The sequence below is a fragment of the Hungatella effluvii genome, from assembly GCF_003201875.1.
Lineage (GTDB): Bacteria > Bacillota > Clostridia > Lachnospirales > Lachnospiraceae > Hungatella > Hungatella effluvii.
Window position 1 is genome coordinate 71,249 of the sequence record NZ_QJKD01000002.1, and the last position, 24,559, is coordinate 95,807.

Consider the following 24,559-nt stretch of genomic DNA (forward strand, 5'->3'; position numbering starts at 1 on the left):
GGATCGGCTCAGTCCCTGTCCGCTTCCCCCTCCGGGAAAATAATTTTATAAACAGGAAAGTAGATCACCATCTGTACCCCTCCGTTAATCACTGTGATAATAAGATTATACACTGCTGGCGGCAGATAATTTCTGCAGACGGGAACGTAAAAGGACATCAGCAGACTGCAGGTGACCGTGATGACGATCCAGGCTGCCGCATACCAGGCCATCTGGTACCAGATATTTCCGTGGGAGTGAAAGGCAAAATTCCGCTGCATGGGAAAGTTCACACACTGAGCGATCAACAGAGTGACTGCAAATGCTGAAAAATAGCCCATACCTCCCAAAGCATCTCCGGTAACCGGGTAATTAAACACATAGGTATCTACTACTCCAAACTGCAGGTGAATAAGCTGGCATGGGATACTGCACCAGTCTGTGGCCCGGTAAATGATCCCGGGAAGAAACGTCAGCAAAAGATACTGCAGAAGCGTTACCAGCAGGGAAAATAGATAGAATTTTATAAACTGGACCAGCATTTTTGCCAGCTTTGGATGGCTTTTTTCAAAGGCAGACCAACCGTTTCTGTTTATCGCTGTCGTATTCATTCTAAATCACTTCTTTCTGTAATTTTTATCCGCGTTTCCCCGGTATGGATGCCGTCGGCAGCTGACAGATGGATTTCGCCTCCACTGCCGGCCATGACAATTGCCAAAGCTTCGCCAAAGTACGTATCCGTGGTGTCGGAAAGCCAGCCGTCACTGTTATACGGACAGGCGCTGCCAAGAGCCGTCAGCTGCCCGCCAGTGACAGTGACTCGCACCCGGTGACGCTCCAGGGGCTTTATGACGCCGTTTAAATCGGTGTATTTCAGGCGGATAAAACAGAGTCTTCCCTGAGCAGTTTCGGTTTGGTCGGGAGTGGCTTTTAATACGGTTTCCTCTCCCGCAGTCATAAGCGATGACCGGGCGATTTCTTTTCCGGAGTGATCGTAAGAGATGGCCATGATCTCTCCGTTTTCATAGGCTGTATGAAAAAGGGTGCGGCATGTATTTTTCAACACTTTCTTTCCAACGGATTTACCGTTAATTAGCAATTCTACGGAAGCAGCCCGTGCATACACCTCGATCTCCGCCCTGTACCCTTCACAGCCGCGGAAAGACCAGCTTTCCAGTGCATTTGTCATCTTCCAGGCGGAGGGAGAATGCTTTTCTCCAGTATGATTAACCGGCCGGACGGCAATAACAGGCCCTTTCTCCAGTTCGAATGCGACACGGGTATAGGCCGCTTCTGCCAGAGGCCTGCCGGTGAGATCGATTCTTCCGGATCCGGCCGATATCCAGCCAGGGCCGTGAGAAAAGTCGGGGGCATAGTCTTTATACTCCCATGCGCCGATTCCGACTTCCCCCAGATAATCCATACCGGCCCACACAAAATCCCCGATGATACGAGGGTTCTTTTTAGCCAGCTCCCAGAACGCATACGCATCCTTGCAGAAGGTTTCGCTGCCCAGAATCAAACGGTTCGGATATTTTTTTAAATCATGGCAGTATCTCAGGATTCCGTAGTTGTATCCGGCAATATCCATGGAGGCAAAGGCGTCTCTCGTCCTCACATCACAGCCGTGAAGGGTGGCGCCCAGTTTCATGGTATTGTCACCCAAAAGCCCAGCCAGATTGTTGAAGAACTCACTGCCCACCGCTTTTGGTTTTCCTGCCTTTTTGACTTCTTTTCTGGCTTTTTTGTCATTGTAGACGCCAAAGCCTATGGAGCTTAGAAAGTTAAAGAAAATGTTAATTCCACAGGTTACAGGGCGGTCATCCAGGGTATGTAAGTATTCTGTCATGTCCTTTGTCAGCTGTATTCCTTTTCTCTGGGCTGTTTCAGAAACTTCATTTCCTGTAGAATACAGGATTACACTGGGGTGATTGTAGTCTTTATCCACCATATCCTTTAAATCTTCCCGCCACCAGTCCTCAAAATATCGGACGTAGTCATATTCAGTTTTGTGGATGTACCAGGCATCCACATACTCGTCCATGACAAGCATACCCTGCCGGTCACAGACATTCAGGAAGGCTTTGGAGCAGGGATTGTGAGCGGAACGAAGCGCATTGTAGCCGTTTTCCATCAGAATACGGACCTTTCGTTCCTCAGCCTCGGGATAAGCGCAGGCGCCCAGCAGACCATTGTCATGGTGAATACAGGCGCCGCGCAGAATGACGCGTTTTCCATTGATGCAGAGGCCATCGCTTCCATATGATATGGTGCGTATTCCAAATATTACAGTTTCTTCATCTGTTCCGAATGTTACCCGGCAGGTGTACAGTTCTCCTTTTCCGGGTTCCCACAGTCTGGCATTGGGGATTTCTGCTTTCATGACAAGCTCACCGGTGGTAAAAGCAGAGTGGCTGAACACGTCTTTTCCACCGTCAAAGACGGAAACGTTCACTGCGCCTTTACCCTCCGTCATTATCCGGATCTCAATGACTGCCGGATGAAGGCTTACGGTGCGGATTTTTACACCGTTTAAGAGGATTCTCTGCTGGTCTGAGATCCACATCACCACCGGACGGTAGATGCCGGCGCCGGAATACCAGCGGCTGTTTGGCTGGTCACTGTTTCTTGCGATTACCTGTATTTCATTGGCTTGGCCGAAGTTTAAATAACCTTCTGTATCTACATAGAAATTGGTGTATCCATACGGACGGAAGGCTGCTTTTTTTCCGTTAAGTATTATTTCTGCGTTATGGTAAACGCCTTCAAATTCTAAAATAATCTTTTTACCTTCGTACTCCTGCGGGATGTAGAAGGTTTTGGTATATAAATAGTCATGGCCCTCGTACCAGCCGGTGTTGATGCCGCCAGGGCTTAAGGAAGAACGAGCTTCCTTAAGCATGGCGTCATGGGGGAGAGCGGCCGGAGTGGCCGTCTCCTCCGATTCCAGGTGTCTATAGAACCACCCGTCGTTGAACGCAGCAGCTTTCATGGTGGTATATTCAACTCCCTTCTTTTACCTGCTTACAAAAACTTGCCGCAATGCAGGCTGCCATAGTCAGTACGTAGAAGACGACAGCAGTGAAAAATGATGCGTGAAGAGGCGCAAAGTTGGCATTATGGGCGGCAAGACCGCCGAGCCATTCCATTCTGCCTGTGATAAAGCGTACCAGACAGAATGCGGACAGTAAAGCTGCCAAAAATGAGGCTGTGTTATAATAAGTTTTTCCAGTTTTCGTCTGATTGAAAGCCATCACGGCCAGCTGGACGGCAATGGCGGCCACTGTCAAAAGATAGACGGAGCCAGGGGTATTTTCACCGTCCTGTGCCATCATGGCGTAAGAGATCATGGCGATCACCGCCAATATGACGGAGGCGGCCGAGATATAGAATCCCGCTGCTTGTTTCTTTAAAAAGTGATTCATCCTATTTCCCCTCCTTATTTCTACGGTTCCGGACAAGAATCCGTGTATTTACCAGGTACAGAATAAAGCTTACAGCCGCCAGTGCGGCCAGGGCGATACTGATGCCGTTCAGCGCTGCTTTCCACCAGGGAGTGACTCTTACGATGGTAGAGTTGGAGGACACTCCGTTCATGGCATTGCTATTTACATAAGTGTAGAGAATCCTGTGACAGGACTCACGTACTCCCGACAGCAGCGTTAAGTCATTTTTCAGTGATTCTGCATTAATGGCGGAGAAATCACTGATCATGTTGTCAAATGCGTTGGTTCCGGAGGTGATGGAAGCGTAAGGGTACATTAAGTCACTAAATGCAAAATCTGTGATCGTATAACCTTCAAATCCCCATTCGTCCCTCAGAATGCTGACCTGAAGCGGTTCAGAATAGGTGACATGTGTAACTCCGACACGGTTGAATGCCGTCATGGTACCCATGGAGCCGCCCTCATCTGGGAGGAAGGCTCCCTCGAAGGCGCGAAGCTGGATTTCCCGCGCAGCCTGCTCATTCATAAAGGTAGCCACACCCTGGCGGTTGGTTTCCTGATCATTAAAGGCAAAATGCTTTGGCCCCGCTACGCTGCCGTACCGCTGACCCTCCGCGCAGATTTCCGCGGCCATTAAGTTTGTGAGCATGGCATCCTCAGAGAAGTACTCGTAGTTACGGCCTGAATACGGCGTGCGGTGAAGATTACAGCCGGGCGCCCAGATCTCGGTATAGCCGGACCAGAGGGAATCTTCCCCATTCACTCTTCCGCGTTCTTTCGCAAGCTCAGGATTAAAGGAAGCGGCCAGAACCGGCTCTGTGCAGAATGTGGTAAAATTGTAATTGCGTATGTAATCGGATTCCGTACCGTCGATGTGGTAGACAGCTTCCGTATCCGTATTGAATTTGGCATCGTATCCAATGGGGCCATCCTTGTCGAGGCTGCCGCCGTAGTTGATGGTTGCGACAGGAGTCGTGTGCTCGCAGGCATCTGTGACAAGCTGGGCCATCTCATCCGCTGTCATCTGGTTTAAGATGCTTTCCCAGAGCTCGTCGTCGTAGGCTGCGCCGCGCATTGTGATTAAGTTATAGCTTGTTTCCGCAGAACCGGTCACAATCGGGGAGGTATCGGAAGATCCTGCCTCGTAGATTTCAGTGGTCAGCCAGGGAATCATCTCAGAGGTTGCCTCCAGTCCGTCATAGCCATCGGACCAGGTTCCGCTCCAGTCATTTCTGGAAAGGTATGTGACGGTTCCCGGCTTCCAGTAATTATAATCAGCATCCTCCAGCTGATTGGTGATTTTAGTCTCTCCGTCAAAGGCAAAGGAGTAGTTTTCCATATCGCTGTCTGTTTTCGACCAGTGATATGCGTTCCCAGCATTTCCGTCGTAATCCATTCCTTCCCCGGATGTCATACCCTTTGCAGCCAGAATATGGTTCAACGCATCATGGGCGCCGTTGCCGATTGAAAAGTAGTAGTCTCCTGCTTCCATGATGTAGGTTTTTGCGTTCTTGTAATCGTAGCTGGCCAGATATTTTAAGTCGATGTCGATGGTGAGTGTCTCCGATTCTCCAGGCTCCAGAGTCTGAGTCTTGTCGAAGGCCATCAGCTGAACCGCCGCCTTTTCTACCTGGTTTGCCCTGTCATAGTCCGTGTAGGGCGACTGGGCATATATCTGAACCGCATCCTTTCCGGCAGTGGTTCCGGTATTGGTCACAGTAACTGTGACGGCTGCCGATTTGTTTTCCTCATCCACCTCCACACTGTCCAAAGTCTGGGTAAATGTGGTGTAGGACAGTCCATAGCCGAATCCATAGGAGACTTCATCGTCATAATTCCAGGAATCACTGCCGTTTGATGCACCTGGGGCCGAATCTGCGCTGCCCGCACCCAGTACACAATCCTCATACCGGGTTTCATAGTATTTATACCCCAGGTAGATGCCTTCCGCCTGAACCAGATAGTAGCTCCCATAGTTTCCCAGATTCTCCGCCTCTGCATTGGAAAAGGTAAAGCTGCCTGCGTTTTGCCAGGCAGGGGAGGAGACGGAGCTGACTGCATAGGTATCGGGGAGGTGGCCGGAGGGGGTTTCTCTGCCTGTAAGGATATCGGCTACCCCATAGAGTCCGTGGGTACCCGGTTCGCCGATCCAGAGTATGGAATCGATATCCGGGTCCTGTTTAAGCGGTTCGATCTCCATGGCAGCAGAGCCGTTTAAGATAACGATCACCTTATCAAAATTCTGCTTGGCCTCATCGATTAAAGCCTGTTCCTCCTTTGTGATGGATAGACTGCCTTCTTCTAAATCGCTGCCTTCCCCTTCCAGACGACAGAGCATGACAATGGCTGCATCGCCGTAGGAGGAATAGCTGTCTCTCCAGCCTTCAAAAGCTGCTGATGCATCCGCCTCCAAAGCACCTCGGGACCGGGTGGCCAGCTCCACCTTTTCATTATCCCAGGGACCGCTGGTGGTGACGCTTCCGTCCCGTCCGGTGGAGTCGATCACGCAGTTTTCGGGGATGCCGGTTTTTCTATACCACTCCCGAACCGTCTCATTAATGTGGATGCCGGATTCTGTAAATACCTGGTAAATAGGCACAATCTGGTCTGTGTTTTTGATAACGCCTCCGCCCTGGGCACCGGCATAGACAGGGCTGACGCCGCCGATGCCAAATACGGTGACGTTGACGCCGCCGGTTCCCAGCGGCAGAGCATTGTTCTCATTTTTTAAGAGCACCGAGCCCTCTGCTTCAATTTGTTTATTCAAGTTCTCCCTGTAGTCCACCAGTTCCTGGGCAGATGCGAAACCAGATTGAAAATAGACGCTGCTTTCTGCTTTCCCTGAATCTACGCTGATTACCCTTGAGGACTGTGTGCCGAAAATAGAATTAATTCGCGCCTCCATGGTGCCGGCAATCGATGTCCCGCCCAGCACGACTGCGAGAAGACAGCAGCTCGTTGTGGTAAGCCCATGCCATAGGCGCTGTGATGTACTTGTAACCCTCATAACCTTCCTCCTTCATATGATAATTGCACATTAATATTGAAGAATAGAATCATTTGCGTTCAATATTAACGTGAAAAATAAATAAAATATATCCTGTCGAGCTATATATTATCATATAAATTCATAAAAAAAAGGGTTCTCTCGCAAGTGGCGGAAACTTCCGCGTAAGTGGTCGGAAAACAGAAAAAACGTGTACGATTTGATGAAATCGCACACGTTTTTTCTGCCCTTTATCTGTTATATCAATGGAAATAGGAGGTTTAGGGAGAAGATATTATCTGCACTCTGGATAGACATGGTCCCACCGTATTTCTCTGTAATAAAGCGAATACTTTTCAGACCATAGCCATGGTAGGCGCGGTCGGCTTTTGTGGTCACCGGAAGGCCGTCTTCAAAGGTTAGCGGTCGGTCAAAATAGTTTTCCATGTGGATGACGAGACAGTTGGCCCTGGCTGATACATTCATGCTGATAATTCTTTTTTCCTCATCTGCTAATCCGCAGACGCTTTCGATCGCATTCTCCATCGCATTGCCGAATAGGGAGCAGATATCTGTGGGACTGATAAAGCCCAGGCGGCGGCCATCGACAATATAGCTGAAACGGATTCCGAATTTCTCGCAGTAGAGTCCCTTTTCCGCCAGGATAACATCGAGAGAATCGTTGCCTGTTTTAGCAAAAGCGTCATAGATCATAATGGCGTCTTCCAGTTCTTTGATACTTCTGTCATGCTCGCTCTGGCTTTCCGCGTAGCGCAGGGCGGAAATCTGGTGTTTTAAGTCGTGGCATTTCAGATTGATCAGTTCGATGGTCTCTCTGGAAATAGCGTGCTGCTCCTGTTCCATATGGAGAACCTGCTTCATAATCTCATTTTGTTTTTGAATATTTCCCCATTCGAACATGCCGAACTGGAGAACAAGCAGAAGAATACAGCAGAAGCAGTCAAATAAATTACAGCCGATAGTTTCTGTTTCTGTCATGGTGGTCCAGAGGCTGACACAGTATACCATAAACATGGAAAATAGGGTAAATGCAGTCAGGTAACGGTTTTTGACGGCGATATCCTCTCCCTTTTCCAGACGGCGTACAAAAACCAGATAGAAGGCGAGATAAAGGATCACGGCCAAAAACAGCTGGACGAACTGGCTCGTCATGGTATCACCGAGTGAGAGCGCCATATCGAATATTTTCGATACTGTGTGGACGAGATGCTGGATCACACAGGCTGCTGTTCCGTAAAATGCCAGGTATTTAAAACCGGGGATTTCGAAGCAGTACCAGATCAGGACGAGTGATAGTACCAGCATGATTAGAAAACCAAAGGTAAACCAGTTTCCCACACGAAATCCGGACCAGAAAAAACTTTCAGGCAAAAGATAGGGAAGCAGACTGTAAACCGCTGTACCGGCAATGATCGTCGGCCAGAAGTTTTTTTGACGTTTCAGCTTTAGACAGAATAACAGCTCTGCGGCCAGAATCTGAATATGAAACGAATTGAGAAACAGCCAGGTTTGTTTGATATTGCCCATCAGAAACCACCTCCCATATAGTCAGCCAGATTTTTCATAAAATCCTTTTTGCGGCGCCGGCTGATCGGAATCTCATCATCACCGATAAGGATAGAATTGGGGCGTACCTCTGTAATGTGCCTTAAGTTTACAAGATAACAGGAATTGCATTTTGTAAAATTGCAGGGAGCCAGAATCTCCTCTAAGTTCTTTAACTGTCCGTATGATTCGTATGTATGGCCCTCTGTATGATAAATTAGAGTGTGATTGATGACTTCTATATAATAGAGGTCGCGGACAGAAACTCTTTTTATTACATCTCCGGTATTGATGGTTATCTTTGTGTCCTTATGTTTTTCAATATAATGGATCACCCGGTTCAGTTTCATCTCAAAGTCGTAGTATTTCACTGGTTTTAAGATAAAATCGAGGGCGTTTACCTCATATCCCCGGATAGCGTACTGCGCCATGCTTGTGATAAAGATTAACGCTGTATCTTCATCGATCTTCCGCAGTTTTTTTGCCGCCTCCATGCCATCCATATGCGGCATTTTAATATCCATAAAAATCACATCGTAAACAGGCAGATAATCGCTGATAAATTCCAGGCCATTGTTAAAAAAGACCAGCTGACAATCCGTATGATGGGTCTGCTGGTACCGTTTTATGTAATTTTGTAATAAGGAAGCGCTGCTCTCGTCATCCTCAACGATTGCAATTTTAATCATTCGTTTCCCCTCCCCCCAGCGGTGGCAAATGGTTAATGGCAGTAATCCACCGCTATCAGTATACCATCCCGAAGAGCGGCGCGCAATAGAGCGCCGCTCTTCGGGAAATGGAAGATAAGGAGGGGGTTACAGTGCGGACCGCAGACTAAAAGTGCTCTGCAGCGGAAACAGTTTAGGCCATGATAAAAGATGCATTAAATCTGTCTTTTCTGTATGGATCATAAAATCCGTCGCTGATATCCCAGCCCTCGAATTCCTCTGGTGAAAAGAGCAGATGCTCTTCCCGGTGAGAGCGGATTGGAAGCTCTCCGATCAGAACGCCCTTTTTAGCCACCCGAAGAAGTTCTTCCGTGGCCTTTTGGGCATATGTCTTATTATCAAAATACAGAAATACGCCGTAGCAGATCACCTTGTCAAAGAATTGATCCTTAAACGGAAGGTCAGCCGCTTCACCGACCAGTACCGGGTTATGTAAAAGTTCGATGTGGCGTCTTACGAGAGTGGGAGAATAGTCGATGCCGGTATAGTCACAGTCCAGATACTGGGCCAGTGCGCCTGCACCGCAACCGACTTCCAGCACACGGTCCTCTTTTCTGATATCGAGCCGGCGGATAATCTCTGCGGCTACTTCTTTCATGTCAACCTGTGTCCTCTCATATCCATCAAATTCCAGAAGGTTTTCAAGGCCTCCGGCGGCCCTGCCCTTACGAGTCCAAATCTGTTTCCAGGTTTCTGCTTCCATGGTCGAGTTCTCGCTTGCGACTGCCTGTGATATAACGGGAGCGGTTACTGTGCCGTTACTGTTTTTCTCTGATCCAATCATGACTAATCCTCCTTGTGTTGTGCTAGTATTCAAAACTTGTTCAAAAAATATAAAATTTATAAATTATTGAACATCCTAACAGCAAAAAAGCAGTTTGTCAATAGCATTTTACATTAAAATATTTTTACGCCTTTTTCTTTTCCTTCATAATCAGAAAGATACTGATACACATAGCCGCCAGCTGGGAGATCGGTACTGAGAGCCATGTTCCGCCGATCCCTGTCATTTGCGGCAAAATGAGCAGCAGCAGGAATAGGATTATTACTTCCCCATAGATCATAATGTAGGCCTGCAGGTCTTTGTCCGTAGCGTAGAAATAGGCCGTCGTCACCCTGGATATGCTGACAAATAAGTAACCGCTCAGGAATATAGGGAGAATATCTGCAACGCGTGCTGTAATCTGGGGAGAGGCGCCGAACAGCGCGGCCGCCTGTCCTCGAAGGAGAAACAGCACTCCCATACACAGGAGTGAGACCACGGCGGCAAAGCTATACGCCAGGTTACGGAACTGTTTTGTGCGGTCGTGACGGCCCTCACCGTAGGAGAGACTGATCAGCGGCTGACAGCCGTCACTGACACCCTGCAGCAGGAGGATGATGACGGCGGAAATATAGCTGACCGGCGCATAGCAGGTGACAGCCGCCGCACCGCCTGCCAGGGCCGCGCTTTTATTGATCAGGATCAATGTGATATTAGGTGAAAATGTGAGTCCAAAGGGAGATAGGCCTACCTTCAGAATCGTTTTAAAGAGAAATGTACCATCTTCTCCAAACCGGAGCAAAGGTTTCTTCTTTTTCGCAATGAAAAATGCCACGCACACCAGAAAGGTTACCGCCTGCCCAATAACCGTCGCTACGGCGGCTCCCATCATACCGAAGGGAAGATGCCATACGAACAGGTAATCGAGAAATATGTTCGTTAAAAAACCTGCGATCATAGCGGCCATGGCCGAAACTGCGCCTCCCATATTGCGAATGAAAGGGACAAGCCCCGTTCCCAGAACCTGAAAAATGGCTCCAAAAGCAATATAAAGAATGTATTCCCGCGCCAGCTCCCCGATCGCGCCAGACGCACCAAAAAAGCGGAGGACCACAGGGGCGCTTAACAGCAGCAGCGCGGATAAAAGAATTCCGGAAATGGTTAACATAATGAGAGACATACCAAAATACTGGCGGCCCCGTTTATGATTTTCCGTGCCGGCGCTGATGGCGTACTGGATTGCGCCGCCCATGCCGATTCCGGTGCCGACGGCCTGTAAAAAAGCTGTCAGCGGGTATGCAATATTGACTGCGGCCAGGGCGCTGTCGCCCAGGGCGTTGCCGACGAAAAATCCATCGGCGATGGCATAGACGCCCGACAGCGCAAAGGCCAGCATGGAGGGAATGACGTAGTGAAAAAACTCTTTATGCAGTTTCATTTGAGTCTGTCTCCTTAAATAGTTTGTTATAGAGCGCGGTGCTCTCTAACAGTGCACTGGCATTCTCCTGGCCCATCTTTTGCCAGACGGACCTTTCATGGGCCTGAAGATCGGAAGCAGTAGCTTCCATAAATAACCGACCCGCGTCAGTCAGCAGAATGACCCTGCCCCGCCGGTCTTCCTCCGAAGGCACAAGTGTAATCCAGGCGCGTCCGGCAAAGTTTTTCAGGATGGTGTTGACCGTCTGTTTCGGAAGCTGCCAGTGGGTGCAGATGTCTTTCTGAAGACACGGGCCGTCCGGCTCCATGATGGAAAGGATAACCAGGAGTTCATAATAGGACAGACCACGCTTCTTGGCCCATTCTTCGTACAGGGCGCTGGTTTCCCGCCAGAGTACGGTGTAGTGTTTTAGCTGTTCCGTCAGAATATCGTACATGATTGTGTTGACCTCCGTTTTATAGATGAATAGTCCGGTGACGGACTAATTGTAACATGCAGGGAGAATTTTTGTCAAGGAAATATTTTGTGAATATTTTTGTTTAGATGGCTTATTTTCAGAGCTGGGGGATTTGTGACTTGCGGCAGCTTCTTCTATAACATATAATGGGTGGGAGAGGTGCTATGAAATGGAAGAGATATTTTGAAATGGAAGAGATAGGACGACAGGAAAGAAATGCATCAAGTACTGCGATAATATAAAGGACAGGGGGGGATTGCCAATGCGTGAACTCGAAGTTCAGCTTTCAAAAAAGGATATTCTGCGCATGATGTCGGATATGAGGTTTAAGAAGGACGGGATGAAGGAGTCAAAGATTCAGGCTGTTATGCTTATCATAGCCGGAACATCCCTGATCTATACCGTGGGTGTTATGCTGCTTGGCGGTCATGACCCGTCTATTTTCTGGTGGCTAACCGATCTGTGCGCGGGAATCGGGCTGTGGCTTGGCTTTGCCGTGATGATCACGATTTTCATTAAAACGGTTCAATACTTCAGAATTATAAAAGGTCCGCTTATGCACAGGCAACTGGTTCGGTTTGAAGAACATCGGATTGAGATGTGTACGGAGGAAGGCGTAAGCTGTTATCCTTACGCCTCCATTTTATATGCGGAAAAGACGAGGCATCAGATCCTGGTTTATATGAAACGGATTGGGACGGTAAAGACGCTGCTGACGCTTCCGGATTCTGCGTTTACCGGCGAAGCCGAAATGGACTGCTGCCTCGCCTTTCTGCAGGAAAAGCAGCAGCAGGAGGCCTTTATGGATCCTCTGGACCAGCAGGCGGAGATCATATGTCCTGAAGAACAGGTATATTCCTTTGCATTTATTCAGGAGGAGGCAGAATGGCTGGATGTGCTGACTGCGGGCAAGTATTATATGATGCGGACGAGGTATGCGCTTAAAATACCAGAAAGCATGACTATGATACTGTCGTTGTTTCTGGTTACCGGCGTTGGAATCTTTTCATTTATACGGGACAGAGATCCGGTGACTGCCGCGGTCTATGGAATTTTTATTATTCTGTTTATTGGTATGGCTTATCAGATGTTTTGCAGCAGGAAATGGATTTACCGCGGCGTAAAACGAGCCTTAAAACGCGGAAAAACGGTGCCGGACAGGACTGGGCGCCAGGTAATTTCCTTCGACCGGTCGGGAATCAGCCTCTGTACGGATAAGGAACAGTGGAACCTGACTTATCCCACGATTTACAAAGTGGTGGAGAGCAAAAAAGAGGTATTTATTTTTACGAAAGGTCCATATTTTTTGAATATTCCAGTTTGGGCATTTCAGACAGAGAGGGAAATGCTGGAGGTACTGAACTACTTAAGAGCGCGCGGGATTTGCGTGTTACAGAAAAATATATAGTCGGGATATCATGGATATAAAGAAAACTCCTTGACATGAAAAAATATTTCTGTTATAGTTTAAACTTGTGAAACGAGAGGATGAAGGTCTGAAACGTATACCTGACACCTCTCGTTTTCTTTGCGAAAAGTGTGTGTGCGGCCGTCGGCAACAGGTGAACCCGGCAGGCCTAGAAAGGACTTATTTATTTATGGAGACATTGAGATTTGACGAATTACAGTTAGACGAAAGAATTTTGCGGGCAGTTGCGGACATGGGATTTGAGGAGGCTTCGCCGATTCAGGCACAGGCAATTCCGGTACAGATGGAGGGCAGGGACATCATTGGCCAGGCTCAGACAGGAACCGGTAAAACGGCCGCATTTGGTATTCCGCTGTTACAGAAAGTGGATCCGAAATCCAAGAAACTTCAGGCGATCGCCCTGTGTCCCACCAGAGAACTCGCAATTCAGGTGGCTGACGAAATCCGTAGATTAGCAAAATATATGCACGGTGTCAAGGTTCTTCCAATTTATGGAGGACAGGACATTGTTAAACAGATACGTTCTTTAAAAGATGGTACCCAGATTATCATCGGAACACCGGGCCGTGTGATGGATCATATGCGCCGCAAGACGGTGAAATTTGACCATATTCATACCGTAGTCATGGATGAGGCCGATGAGATGCTGAACATGGGCTTCTTAGAGGATATGGAGACCATCTTAAGCCAGCTTCCGGAGGAGCGCCAGACTGTGATGTTTTCCGCCACCATGCCTCAGGCGATCGCGGACATCGCGCACAAGTTCCAGAAGGAACCGGTGACTGTGAAGGTGGTTAAGAAAGAACTGACCGTTCCGAAGGTAACCCAGTATTATTATGAAGTAAAGCCGAAGACAAAGGTAGAGGTTATGTGCCGTCTGTTAGACATGTACGCACCAAAGCTTTCCGTTGTATTCTGTAATACGAAGAAGGGCGTGGATGAACTGGTACAGGCACTTCAGGGACGTGGTTATTTCGCGGAAGGTCTTCACGGTGACTTAAAGCAGATTCAGCGTGACCGGGTTATGAACAGCTTCCGTAACGGAAGAACGGATATTCTGGTGGCCACCGATGTGGCGGCCCGCGGAATTGACGTAGATGACGTAGAAGCCGTATTTAACTACGATCTCCCGCAGGATGACGAGTACTACGTACACCGGATCGGCCGTACCGGCCGTGCCGGCCGTGAGGGGATTGCATTCAGCTTTGTCGTTGGAAAAGAAGTTTATAAGCTTCGCGATATCCAGCGTTACTGCAAGACCAAGATCATACCTCAGGCGATTCCTTCCTTGAACGACGTGACAGGAATTAAGGTCGATAAGATTTTAGAGAATGTGGCGGACACCATCGAAGAATCCGATTTAAGCGAAATGATCAATATTCTTGAAAAGAAGCTGCTGGAAGAAGATTATACTTCCCTGGATCTGGCAGCCGCTCTGTTAAAGATGATGATGGGCGAAGAGAGTGAGGACATTGTCGACACAAGAGAACCACGGTCTCTCGACGATTTAGACAGCTATTACAGCGGAGGAAGCCGTAATGGCAACGGACGCGGAAGAGGCAGAAGCGGCGGCGGCCGTGACAGCCGGTATGACAGCGGCCGTGAGGATATGGCCCGTCTCTTCATCAATATCGGAAAGAACCAGAACGTGAAGCCGGGCGACATCCTGGGAGCCATCGCAGGCGAGTCAGGAATGCCGGGTAAGATGGTCGGAAGCATCGACATGTATGACAAGTATACATTTGTGGAAGTGCCGAGAGAAAACGCCGATGCAGTGTTGAAGGCCATGAAGGATGTGAAGATTAAGGGTAAGAATATTCATATGGAAAAGGCTAACGGCGGCAAGGCGAAATAGGAAGCCGGAGACGAATTGGCGGTAGTAGGCCGGTGAAGTCTGGATGGCGGTTAGATAGAGCAGTTGATGAATAGATGATAATTAGGAAGGCTGATAATTAGGGCAGCTGATAATTGGATTAGCTGTTAATTAGGGTAACTGATAATTAGAATCGTAAGAAACGGTTGTGTAAGGGCGTAATGAAGATCGCTCGTATACAGCCGTTTTTGATATGAATAAGTGGTTTGATGGTCTGATCTGGAAGAATAATTATGCTGTGTAATTTTGATATTTGGCAGAGACGGAGATATTTCTTGCGTATTGAAAGGAAAGAGGATAGAATAAAACTTAGCCGAAAGAAATTCATATATGCTGGAATTAAGGTGATATTCGGAGTATGCTGCCGGGAGGACGACAGGATGTCTGAAAGACGGATACGCGTTTTGCCAGTGTATTGAGATGGAATTAAAACGAATCGTATAGAACAATCGGGGAGAACAATTAATATGGAATGGAAAAAGAATGACAGGATTCAGGTGACAATAGAGGATATGGGAGATACAGGTGAAGGAATCGGCAAAACCGATGGTTACATCTGGTTTGTGAAGGATGCAGTAATTGGAGACGAGGTGGAAGCCAAGGTAATGAAGACAAAAAAGTCTTATGGCTTCGCCCGCTTAGAGAAAATCATCAATGCGTCGCCAAACCGTGTGACGCCGCGATGCCCGGTGGCCCGCCAGTGCGGCGGCTGTCAGCTCCAGGCAATGGACTACAAAGAACAGTTAAATTACAAAGAACGGAAAATATATAATAATATTACACGAATCGGCGGATTTGACGAAGTTCCGATGCTGCCCATTATGGGGATGGACGAGCCATGGAGATACCGCAATAAGGCACAGTTTCCCTGGGGACTTGATAAGGACGGTAAGATTATAACCGGATTTTATGCAGGCCGGACACATGCCATTATTGAAAACGGGGATTGCCTGCTGGGGATTGAGGAAAACAGAGAGATACTGAAGATAATCAAAAATCATCTGGAACGCTACCATATAAGACCATACGATGAGGCATCCCATTCAGGCTTAATCCGCCATACCCTGATTCGAAAGGGATTTCATACCGGCGAACTGATGGTATGTCAGGTGATCAATGGAAAAAGCCTGCCTCATCAGGATGAGCTGACAGAGCAGCTGTTAAAGATACCGGGAATGACGAGTATTTCGATTAACATAAATCGTGATCAGACAAATGTGATACTTGGAAATGAAGTAATCAATCTTTATGGGCCAGGTTATATTACGGATTCGATTGGCGGCGTGAAATACCGCATTTCCCCGCTGTCATTTTACCAGGTAAATCCGGTGCAGACGGAGAAACTCTACTCCACAGCCCTGGAATATGCGGGACTGACTGGCGGAGAAACCGTGTGGGATTTGTATTGTGGGATCGGTACCATATCACTATTCCTTGCACAGAAGGCGAAGAAGGTCTATGGCGTGGAGATCGTGCCGCAGGCTATCGATGATGCCCGGGAGAACGCAAGGATTAATGGGATAGAGAACGTGGAGTTCTTCGTTGGAAAAGCGGAGGAGGTACTGCCCCGGGAATATGAGAAGAACCAGGTATATGCCGATGTGATCGTCGTGGACCCGCCGAGAAAAGGCTGTGATGAGGTCTGCCTGGATACGATCGTGAAAATGGGACCGAAGCGGGTGGTCTATGTCAGCTGTGACTCGGCTACGCTGGCGCGGGATATGAAGTATCTGGCGGAGAGAGGGTATGAGGTGGCGAAGGTGAGAGGGTGTGATATGTTTCCGCACGCGGGGCATGTGGAGACCGTAATAATGATGCGGAATTGTGGGTTGAAGGGAAAATAGAAGGGTTAAACCACAAAATATAGTGAAAAATAATAAGAAATTGGTTATTTAGAGTATTATTATGAATGTTTGAAAAATATGGGGGATGAAGATGATTAGAGGTAAAGGGGCAATGGTCTATCACTATTGTGATTTAAATGCATTTTTAAATATTATAAAAACAAGAAAATTATGGTTATCTGATGTTAAGAAAAGTAATGATTCAATTGAAGGTAAGTATTTAGCATTATTAATGTTACAGTCATTAGACAGTGGAATAAAACTTGGATTTTATGATGATAAGGTTTATGAAGAATCAAACGTTTTGGAAGCAGCAGAAACATTAAATTCTTTTTTAAATAATAAGTCATTTCGAAAGTATATTCCAAAAGGGTATACCATAGATTCATTAGAAAAAATAGAAAAAGTAATTGAACAAATAGCGGAAGGAAAATCAAGTATTTTAATGTACACAACTGAAGACGGAATTACTAAAGTTGAAGTTACATTTGATAATGACACGGTGTGGCTCTCGTTGGATCAGATTGCAGAGCTATTTCAAAAGAATAAGTCTACAATATCCAGGCATATCAAAAATATTTTTTCAGAAGGTGAGTTATTGGCGGAAGCAACTGTTGCAAAATTTGCAACGGTTCAAAAAGAAGGGTAGACAAAGTTCTAAAACTTAAAACAATGTTTTACTCGGATTCCATAACGTATTTAGGATTTGATTCTGAAGCTATAAACAAAATTATTTAATTTTGATACAACAAAGAATTTACATTATAAATAAAGTAAACAAATGGATAAAAAGGAAGGAGAATAATCGTTGAAGTGCAATAACTGCGGCGGGAAAATGGTCAAATGGAAATACCTGGATTATGAGGAAATGGAGACTTATTTATTGAGTGAAGAAAAACAGTCAGCCAGCGCGGGTACATATGAAGAATGGCTTAGGTCACTGCACGCAGACGAACTGGTTTTAACTTCCTTAAAAAGGATAGATTTCAGCGGAGAAAAAGAGAAGTATTACGTAAGGGTAGTAGAAAAGACAACAAAGAACGGTATAAAACTGAAGCATCTTACTAAAATATTTCGTTATGGAACAGGGGAGGTCAGATATGAGGGGAAAAGCAGATTTGCTCCAACTGCAATATATAAGATACTCCCGATTGATGAAACGATCGGCAAAGTTATTCGAAATTACTGCAAAGATGATGTGAATTTTGACATTGATGTATGAAATAACCTTATAACAAAAATACGAGAAGATTGCGATCAGGGGGATAAATAAGATGGCGTCTGCTATGAATTTGAAAGAGTTTACATTAGCTGTGGATCAGGCAGCGCAGAATATGGATCAGGGACAGCTGCAGCTTTTGATTCACAGTATTGCGCGAAAAATACCGGAAGAGAACCGTAAGGATTTTATGGGACTCCTTAAAACTGTGCAGGGAAGCAGTACCGCAGAGTGCAGCGGAGGCAAACTGAAAATTGATATTAAAAAAGCAGATGGAATTGAAATCAAAAGGGATATGGAGCGCCTGAAGAAACTTTTCCATGAGATTGAAGACGAAGAGATATGCCTGCAGGCCGATGGTTACGAAGATTATTCCATGGGGTATGGCGGTGATAACTGGGTATGGGAGTATGAGGAAACGGATGAAATAAAAAAGGTTTTCGAGGATTCCGGCAGACTGCTGATACGCTGCGTCAATGACGGATTTTATCACGAGGCAGTGGAGCTGTTTAATATTATGATGGAAGCAGAGGTAACGGTTGAAAACGACTGGGACCCGTTCACTATGGGACTGGAAGAATTGCTGGATGAAGGATTAATATCCGTAAATCTTGAAAATCTTGCACTTCATGTTTTGTTTGCGGTATATCAGAAAGCGGCTCCGGAAGAGAGGGCGCGGGTGCTGTATGATTATTTTTCGATTTCGTTTTTTAAGAACATAAATTTGGAGAACATGCTGAGCCTGGGAAAAGAAGAATTGAAAGACTTACCACAGTTCTGGGAGACGTGGATTGCTCTGCTGTCGGAAACACCCGGAGATACAGCACAACGGCTATTGGAGGAGGCTGTTATTTACCAGCATGGAGAAGATGGATTGTTGGCGGCAGCGCGCCTGGCTTGTGAAAACCATCCGTCACTCTATTTGAGAACGCTTCAGGCGCTGGAACAGCTTCATGATAGTGAAAAATTACTGGAGATTGGAAAAGAAGCCCTTGAAAAAGTAAATAAAAAATATGTGGTACGCAGTGAAATCGCATTGAAAACTGGGGAAGCGGCTATTGATTTGGGAGGCGAAGAGGATGCTAAAGTCTATTGGCTGGAAGCATTCCGTTCTAATCCGTCTCCAGTGAATTGCCTGCGGCTTATGATAACAACCCAAACTCAGGACAACTGCCGAAAAGCCATGAAGGAGATTATAGATCAGCCGCACTCTTATAGCGGCCGTGAATATAATTCCGTAAAGGAACTGGCTGAAAATCTTGTCACGGCAGATCATAAAAATATACTAAGATTTCTGAACGGTGATTTTGACTTCGTGATGAATCAGTGCCGCCAGATAAAAGTATCCCTTGGCTGGTCTTCAACCTTTATGAAATGTGGGATTTCGTTACTGCTGCTGTTACTGTTAAAAGACGATGATTTAAAGCAGGGGTGTAAGAAACTGGCAGAAGCTGCACGCTGTTACATGAACTTCGATGCAGAAACTTATTTTAAAGGTACCGGACATGCAAGGGAGTACGGCAAAAACCGAACCGTTTCCCCGAATGAACAGAAGATTTTCTGGCAGTGTTTTCGTCAGTGGAAGACAGAATTTTCTGTAACGGATGAACAGGCAGCACTGTATTTAGCGGATTTAGAAACAATTATCGATAAAAGAGTAAGGGCAATTATATCCGGTCAGCACAGGGCGCATTATGGCAGTGTGGCAGTATTGGCGGCAGCTTTGGGCGAGGTAAAGGAGTCTCGTGGAGAGGCGTCCGCCAAAGAGGCAGTCCTGCGGAAGTATTGGGAAGCGTTTCCACGGTATTCAGCATTTCATGCAGAACTGAGAGAATATGGGATGAAAGATATGCGGAAAAAGAAGACAAGGTGACAGGACGGAGGATTCATATGGCATATAAACCGGAATTATGTCCGGCAGCTTTTGAGATTTATGAACAGCTAAAAGAAGAGTACGGTTTTAGAAGAAACAGATAATTCAGAAATTAAATCTCAACCCCATGAAACCCCAGAAAATTCCGCGCCGCCCGAGACAGCGGATACTCCTTATTAATAATAAACGCGCTGGTAATAAACAGATTGTCATCAGAAAAATGTTTCACTGCCAGATCCTTAATCTGCTGAAAGTCGGCAGTCGTCAGCGAGGCCAGCGCGACGGTGCCGAAGGATCTGGCCCACTCGATGGCGGTTGCGTTGGATGAGGTAATGATAGAAATATTCGGCGCAAGCAGGCGGTGTCCAAAGGAAGAGCGGACCAGGTCCAGGCAGTCAAAGGGAACTGCCAGCGGGTAATCAGCCAGTTGAGCGATATCGAGAATATCACCTTTTTGCATCAGAGGATGATCTGGTTTACAGATAGCGACGATCTCCTCTTTCTCATAGGGATAGACGGCCAGGGATGCATAACCAGGGAGGCTGGAACGTATGAGGCCGATCTCCGTTACGTGGTTTAGGACATTGGGAATCGCAAAATCACTGGGAATTTCATAAAAATCAAAATTGACATTAGGGTAAGCCGCCCGGAAATCATCGAAGAGATGGTGCAGAAAATAGGCGGAGTTTCCCGCAGGGATTGACAGCTTTAGCAGTTCGGAAAAAGCTGTTTTTTTGTTGTGAATCTCGTTGTGAAGTTTCTCCTCGGCCTGGCAGATCTCTCTGGCATGCAGATAAAAGACGCGCCCTGCATCGGTCAGTTCCAGTTTGTGCCGGTTTCGGATTAGCAGCTTCGCTCCATAATAGGCTTCTATATTTTTTAACTGATTGCTCAAAGATGGCTGAGCGATCAGCAATTGATTCGCCGCGGCCAAAATACTTCCGCATTCCACAATCGCAACAAAATTTCGGTAAGACTCTAAAGTCATAGAGCAACCCTCCTCATTAATATAATAAAAATATTATATAATATATGTAAAAATGATAGTTTTATTATATTAAAAAATATGCTACAATGCAAATTGTTTTTAAAAATGCATGCTTATAAAAGATATAATAATTATAAGCAATACTAATTAATAAAAATAAGGGGGACTAAAGATTACGATGAATGCTTTACTGACAGATTTACTTGCCGTATTTGGTGTTGTTTTGAATGCGCTTCCTCAGGGACTTTTGGCGCTGTCATTTGGATTTGCAGCTGTCCCAACGGCGATGGCGTTTTTTATTGGAGCAGCAGGAAATGTAATTACGGGAAATGTGGCGCCTATCTCATTTCAGGCGGAGACCATAACCTATGCGGGAACCAGCGGCAGGAACCGCTCGGAGCGGTGTACCATGATCTTTATTGGTGCGGTCATTCTTGCGGTGGTCGGCGCTTGTGGGATGCTCACAAAAATTGTGGATTTTATTGGGACAGATATTGCGAACGGAATGATGGCCGGCGTGGGGCTGATTTTGACGAAAGCGGCTGTCAACATGGTAAAGGAAGATCACATTGCCGGCGGAGTGTCGCTGGCTGCGGCTGTTATCACTTATCTTTTGACCAGATCCAGCGCCAATACTCTGGTTTATACAATTGTTATTTCGGTTATCGCTTCCAGCATTGCTTCTGCGGTTCTGAATAAAGAAAAGAAGAATATTGTTATTGTCGATGATAAATTTAAGCGGCAGAAATTTACGATAAACGGAACGGTTATTTTTGGAGCACTCGGTATGGTATGCTTAAATATCGGGTCCAACATTTCCTTCGGGGCAATTACTGCCAGCATGGCGGGGGCAGATACTTTTAATGTGGATCATTTAACCCTGATCTCGTCCCTTGCGGACATCGGCTCCTCCTTCTTCGGCGGCGCGCCGGTTGAGTCAATTATTTCCGCTACCGCAAATGCGCCCCACCCGGTATGGGCCGGAGTTGCGATGATGGTAGTGGTAGGCGTGATTCTTTTAAGCGGCCTGCTTCCGAAGATCGGCAATTACGTTCCGTCCTCGTCCATCGCAGGCTTTCTGTTTGTGCTGGGCCTGTTCAAGACATTTGTGCTGGATGCGCCTGCGGCGCTTGCGGTGAATCCGGCAGTGGGCGGAAGTGCACTCGTTGTCACGGCAGTCTCCAATCCGTTTCTCGGAATGCTTGCCGGAATTGCAGCCAGAATTATTGGAATGTAAAGGAGGAAATTATTGATGAAAAACTATGAATTAAATCTATTTGGTGTGAAACGGAAACTGCCTTTTATCGATCTGGAGGATAATCTGGCATTTGCAAGTTTTGTCATTATGGGGGATACGGAGCTTATTATGGCCTGCGCGCCTAAGCTCGCCGAGAAGATCGGGGATGTGGATGTCATTATAACCGCGGAAGCCAAAGGAATTGCGCTGACCTATGAAATCAGCAGAATTCTTGGAAAAAAAGAGTTTATCGTTGCAAGGAAAAGCATCAAATCCTATATGAGCGGAGTCGTGTCGGTTTCGGTACACTCCATTACGACTTCAGGAGAGCAGCACCTGTACCTGGACGGCCATGATGCAGAGAGTCTCAAGGGGAAAAAGGTGTGTATTGTGGATGACGTCATTTCCACCGGAGAATCGCTTTACGCGCTGGAGGCACTGGTGGAGAGTGCCGGGGGAATCGTCACCAAAAAGGCAGCAGTGCTCGCGGAGGGAAATGCGGCGGAGCGGGATGATATTATCTTTTTGCAGAAACTGCCGCTGTTTCAGAAAACAGAAGATGACGAATATGAAATCAAGGAGTCATAGGGGCAGAAGAAGCTTTAAATAAAAGCAGATATCATATCATTCCAGAGGGAATGGATCATATCTGCTTTTTATATCAAAACAATTCATAAAAGCGTGTTTTGAAGGAATCGAAGGAATCTCTTTAAAACAACAATCCAGTCAGTATAGAAGAAACAAAAATAAACATTGATTATAAGCAAAAACGCCTTATAATAGAGATTAAGACAATTCAAAAGCAATAACAGGAGGTATTCTTGTGACAGACAGATTGGAAACGGACCGATTGATTCTCAGACCATGGGATGAGGCGGACGCGGAGTACTTATACAACTATGCAAAGGATGACAGAGTGGGCCCCATCGCGGGATGGCCGGTACATACAAGTGTGGAGAACAGCCGCGAGATCATTAGGGATGTCCTGTCGAGGGAGGGAACGTATGCGGTTGTTTTAAAGGAGACCATGCTTCCGGTGGGAAGTATTGGATTGATGGCAGGCAAAGACAGCAATCTCAATATTCCTGATACAGAAGCGGAAATCGGATACTGGATCGGAGTTCCTTATTGGGGCCAGGGGCTGATTCCGGAAGCGGCACGCGAACTGATTCGGTACAGTTTCGAGGAACTGCATATGGAGAAGCTGTGGTGCGGATATTTTGATGGAAATGAGAAATCCCGCCGTTCTCAGGAAAAGTGCGGCTTTCTTTATCACCATACCAATGAAAATATCCATTGGGAACTGATGAATGATACCCGTACAGAACATATCACCTGTATGACAAAGAAACAGTGGGAAAAGACAAATACACAGAGAGTTAAGGCAGAATTATGATATTTCAACTGATGGGATTAGCGGTGATGCTCCTTTTTTATGGGGTTTATTTTGGAAAGATGGCGGCTCAGAGGAAGCAGGGCATACAGACCGATCACATTGCCAAAGGCGGAAAAAAGGGACGTCTGTTCCGGGTGGAAATGGCTATGAAGGCGGCGACTTATGCGGTCCCTGTTGTGGAAATCATAAGCCTGCTCTCAGGGACCAGCCGGATGCCGGCTTTGATCAGATATTTGGGGGCGTTGGCAGCATTTGCCGGAGCGGTGTGTTTTGCTGCTTCTGTTTATACAATGCGGGACAGCTGGCGGGCCGGGATACCGGAAGGTGATAAAACGGAGATTGTGACGACTGGAATCTACAGTATCAGCCGCAATCCTGCATTTCTGGGATTTGATCTGGTGTATATCGGCTTGCTGCTCATGTTTTTTAATCCTGTGTTACTGGTGTTTTCGATTTTTGCAATGGTGATGCTGCATATGCAGATATTGCAGGAAGAAAAATATATGACAGATACATTTGGCGGCGAGTACGAGAAATACAGAGAACACGTTTACAGATATATAGGGTCGAAATGAAGATATGGAGGGAATACAAATGAAACGTGAAATGGGTATAGCAAAATGCGGGCTTGCCTGCTGTCTGTGTTCGGGGAACGACACATGCGCAGGCTGTAATTCCGGTGAATGTCCGGGCCGGGACTGGTGCGAAAATCGGAACTGTTCCATGGAAAAAGGAATTGAAGGCTGTTACGTCTGTGACGAATCCTGTTCAAAAGGGCTGCTGGGCAAAATAAAACCGCTTGGATTCCGCACATTTATTCAGCGATACGGCGTGGAAACGCTGCTGGACTGCCTGGAACGTAATGAAAAGAATGGAGTCCTATACCACAGGGAGGGCATTAATGGGGATTACGATGATTTTGAAGATGTGGAAGCACTGATTTCCTTTATCCAGTCTGGAAAATAAATCGTAACGATGGTAGACAGGGAGACTCAGAGAGGAACTGCGGTATGAGTCTGAACAGTGCCCAGACTGATCGCGTATAATTTAGGACTGTCAGGGAGAAAATAGCAGGGTAACAATCAATCACAGATCATTCATAGGGGGTGTATTTGCAGCTGCAAATATACCCTCTTTTTACAGAAAGGAGGTGGTCCTGTGGACAATCATAAAAATATACCCAATAGATTAATCAATGAAAAATCGCCTTATCTGCTGCAGCACGCTTACAATCCCGTGCAGTGGTATCCCTGGGGCGGGGATGCGTTTGAGAAAGCAGTGCTTGAGGATAAGCCTGTTTTCCTATCTATTGGGTATAGCTGACCTGTCTACAATGA

At 46.6% G+C, this 24,559-nt stretch carries 21 protein-coding genes and 1 pseudogene; 12 read left to right on the top strand and 10 right to left on the bottom strand.

The features are described from left to right. Window positions 1-8 precede the first annotated feature (8 nt). The 9 genes from DFR60_RS03545 to DFR60_RS03585 form a co-directional block, all read right to left on the bottom strand. Window positions 9-590 (bottom strand): hypothetical protein, encoded by a 582-nt coding sequence (locus DFR60_RS03545; RefSeq protein WP_243004971.1) that lies wholly within the window; start codon window positions 588-590, stop codon window positions 9-11. Continuing rightward, a complete protein-coding gene (locus tag DFR60_RS03550; RefSeq protein WP_110321667.1) occupies window positions 587-2,971 on the bottom strand; it encodes a glycoside hydrolase family 2 TIM barrel-domain containing protein in 2,385 nt (794 codons plus the stop codon). Before DFR60_RS03550 ends, DFR60_RS03545 begins: the two co-directional genes overlap by 4 nt. 10 nt (window positions 2,972-2,981) lie before the next feature. Next, complete coding sequence (locus DFR60_RS03555; protein WP_110321668.1) at window positions 2,982-3,404, bottom strand: hypothetical protein; 423 nt, start codon at window positions 3,402-3,404, stop codon at window positions 2,982-2,984. A gap of 1 nt (window position 3,405) precedes the next feature. Further along, a complete protein-coding gene (locus tag DFR60_RS03560; RefSeq protein WP_110321669.1) occupies window positions 3,406-6,432 on the bottom strand; it encodes a glycoside hydrolase family 3 protein in 3,027 nt (1,008 codons plus the stop codon). A 237-nt stretch (window positions 6,433-6,669) separates the two neighbouring features. Then, window positions 6,670-7,959, bottom strand: a complete 1,290-nt coding sequence (locus tag DFR60_RS03565; RefSeq protein WP_110321670.1) for an ATP-binding protein — start codon at window positions 7,957-7,959, stop codon at window positions 6,670-6,672. Continuing rightward, window positions 7,959-8,666: a LytR/AlgR family response regulator transcription factor gene (locus DFR60_RS03570; protein ID WP_110321671.1), complete on the bottom strand. Its 708-nt coding sequence runs from the start codon at window positions 8,664-8,666 to the stop codon at window positions 7,959-7,961. The genes DFR60_RS03565 and DFR60_RS03570 overlap by 1 nt, the downstream gene beginning before the upstream one ends. Window positions 8,667-8,838: 172 nt before the next feature. Next, entirely contained in the window at window positions 8,839-9,489 is a 651-nt protein-coding gene (locus tag DFR60_RS03575) for a class I SAM-dependent methyltransferase (RefSeq protein WP_432764098.1), read from the bottom strand. A gap of 124 nt (window positions 9,490-9,613) precedes the next feature. Next, window positions 9,614-10,906 carry an MATE family efflux transporter gene (locus DFR60_RS03580; protein ID WP_110321672.1) on the bottom strand — a complete coding sequence of 431 codons (1,293 nt, stop codon included), beginning with the start codon at window positions 10,904-10,906 and terminating at the stop codon, window positions 9,614-9,616. Continuing rightward, entirely contained in the window at window positions 10,893-11,342 is a 450-nt protein-coding gene (locus tag DFR60_RS03585; protein ID WP_110321673.1) for a MarR family winged helix-turn-helix transcriptional regulator, read from the bottom strand. The genes DFR60_RS03580 and DFR60_RS03585 overlap by 14 nt, the downstream gene beginning before the upstream one ends. Before the next feature lie 283 nt (window positions 11,343-11,625). On the opposite strand from DFR60_RS03585, the gene DFR60_RS03590 reads away from it, so the two are divergent. The 6 genes and pseudogenes from DFR60_RS03590 (at window position 11,626) to DFR60_RS03615 (ending at window position 19,601) form a co-directional block, all read left to right on the top strand. Continuing rightward, window positions 11,626-12,771: a YcxB family protein gene (locus DFR60_RS03590; RefSeq protein WP_110321674.1), complete on the top strand. Its 1,146-nt coding sequence runs from the start codon at window positions 11,626-11,628 to the stop codon at window positions 12,769-12,771. A gap of 190 nt (window positions 12,772-12,961) precedes the next feature. Further along, window positions 12,962-14,647 (top strand): DEAD/DEAH box helicase, encoded by a 1,686-nt coding sequence (locus tag DFR60_RS03595; protein ID WP_110321675.1) that lies wholly within the window; start codon window positions 12,962-12,964, stop codon window positions 14,645-14,647. Window positions 14,648-15,132: 485 nt separating this feature from the next. Continuing rightward, entirely contained in the window at window positions 15,133-16,509 is a 1,377-nt protein-coding gene (gene rlmD / locus DFR60_RS03600) for a 23S rRNA (uracil(1939)-C(5))-methyltransferase RlmD (RefSeq protein WP_110321676.1), read from the top strand. 445 nt (window positions 16,510-16,954) lie between these two features. Then, window positions 16,955-17,155: pseudogene (locus DFR60_RS31315) on the top strand (virulence RhuM family protein); the annotation flags it as partial. A 162-nt stretch (window positions 17,156-17,317) separates the two neighbouring features. Then, window positions 17,318-17,731, top strand: a complete 414-nt coding sequence (locus DFR60_RS03610; RefSeq protein WP_110321677.1) for a hypothetical protein — start codon at window positions 17,318-17,320, stop codon at window positions 17,729-17,731. 52 nt (window positions 17,732-17,783) lie between these two features. After that, window positions 17,784-19,601 (top strand): hypothetical protein, encoded by a 1,818-nt coding sequence (locus tag DFR60_RS03615; protein ID WP_110321678.1) that lies wholly within the window; start codon window positions 17,784-17,786, stop codon window positions 19,599-19,601. Between the two features lie 112 nt (window positions 19,602-19,713). Here the strand turns inward: DFR60_RS03615 and DFR60_RS03620 are convergent, their stop codons facing one another. Continuing rightward, on the bottom strand, window positions 19,714-20,589 hold the full coding sequence (locus DFR60_RS03620) for a LysR family transcriptional regulator (RefSeq protein ID WP_110321679.1): 876 nt from the start codon (window positions 20,587-20,589) through the stop codon (window positions 19,714-19,716). Between the two features lie 178 nt (window positions 20,590-20,767). Here DFR60_RS03620 and DFR60_RS03625 point away from each other — a divergent pair, with 178 nt between their 5' ends. From DFR60_RS03625 to DFR60_RS31125, 6 genes are all read left to right on the top strand, one after another. After that, window positions 20,768-21,826, top strand: a complete 1,059-nt coding sequence (locus tag DFR60_RS03625; protein ID WP_110321680.1) for an NCS2 family permease — start codon at window positions 20,768-20,770, stop codon at window positions 21,824-21,826. Between the two features lie 15 nt (window positions 21,827-21,841). Beyond that, window positions 21,842-22,414 carry a phosphoribosyltransferase family protein gene (locus DFR60_RS03630; RefSeq protein WP_110321681.1) on the top strand — a complete coding sequence of 191 codons (573 nt, stop codon included), beginning with the start codon at window positions 21,842-21,844 and terminating at the stop codon, window positions 22,412-22,414. Between the two features lie 235 nt (window positions 22,415-22,649). After that, a complete protein-coding gene (locus DFR60_RS03635; protein ID WP_110321682.1) occupies window positions 22,650-23,222 on the top strand; it encodes a GNAT family N-acetyltransferase in 573 nt (190 codons plus the stop codon). After that, window positions 23,219-23,797 (top strand): methyltransferase family protein, encoded by a 579-nt coding sequence (locus tag DFR60_RS03640; protein ID WP_110321683.1) that lies wholly within the window; start codon window positions 23,219-23,221, stop codon window positions 23,795-23,797. The genes DFR60_RS03635 and DFR60_RS03640 overlap by 4 nt, the downstream gene beginning before the upstream one ends. Window positions 23,798-23,816: 19 nt before the next feature. Then, window positions 23,817-24,188, top strand: a complete 372-nt coding sequence (locus DFR60_RS03645; RefSeq protein WP_110321684.1) for a DUF3795 domain-containing protein — start codon at window positions 23,817-23,819, stop codon at window positions 24,186-24,188. 192 nt (window positions 24,189-24,380) lie between these two features. Next, complete coding sequence (locus DFR60_RS31125) at window positions 24,381-24,545, top strand: DUF255 domain-containing protein (protein WP_110321685.1); 165 nt, start codon at window positions 24,381-24,383, stop codon at window positions 24,543-24,545. The last annotated feature ends 14 nt before the right edge of the window (window positions 24,546-24,559 follow it).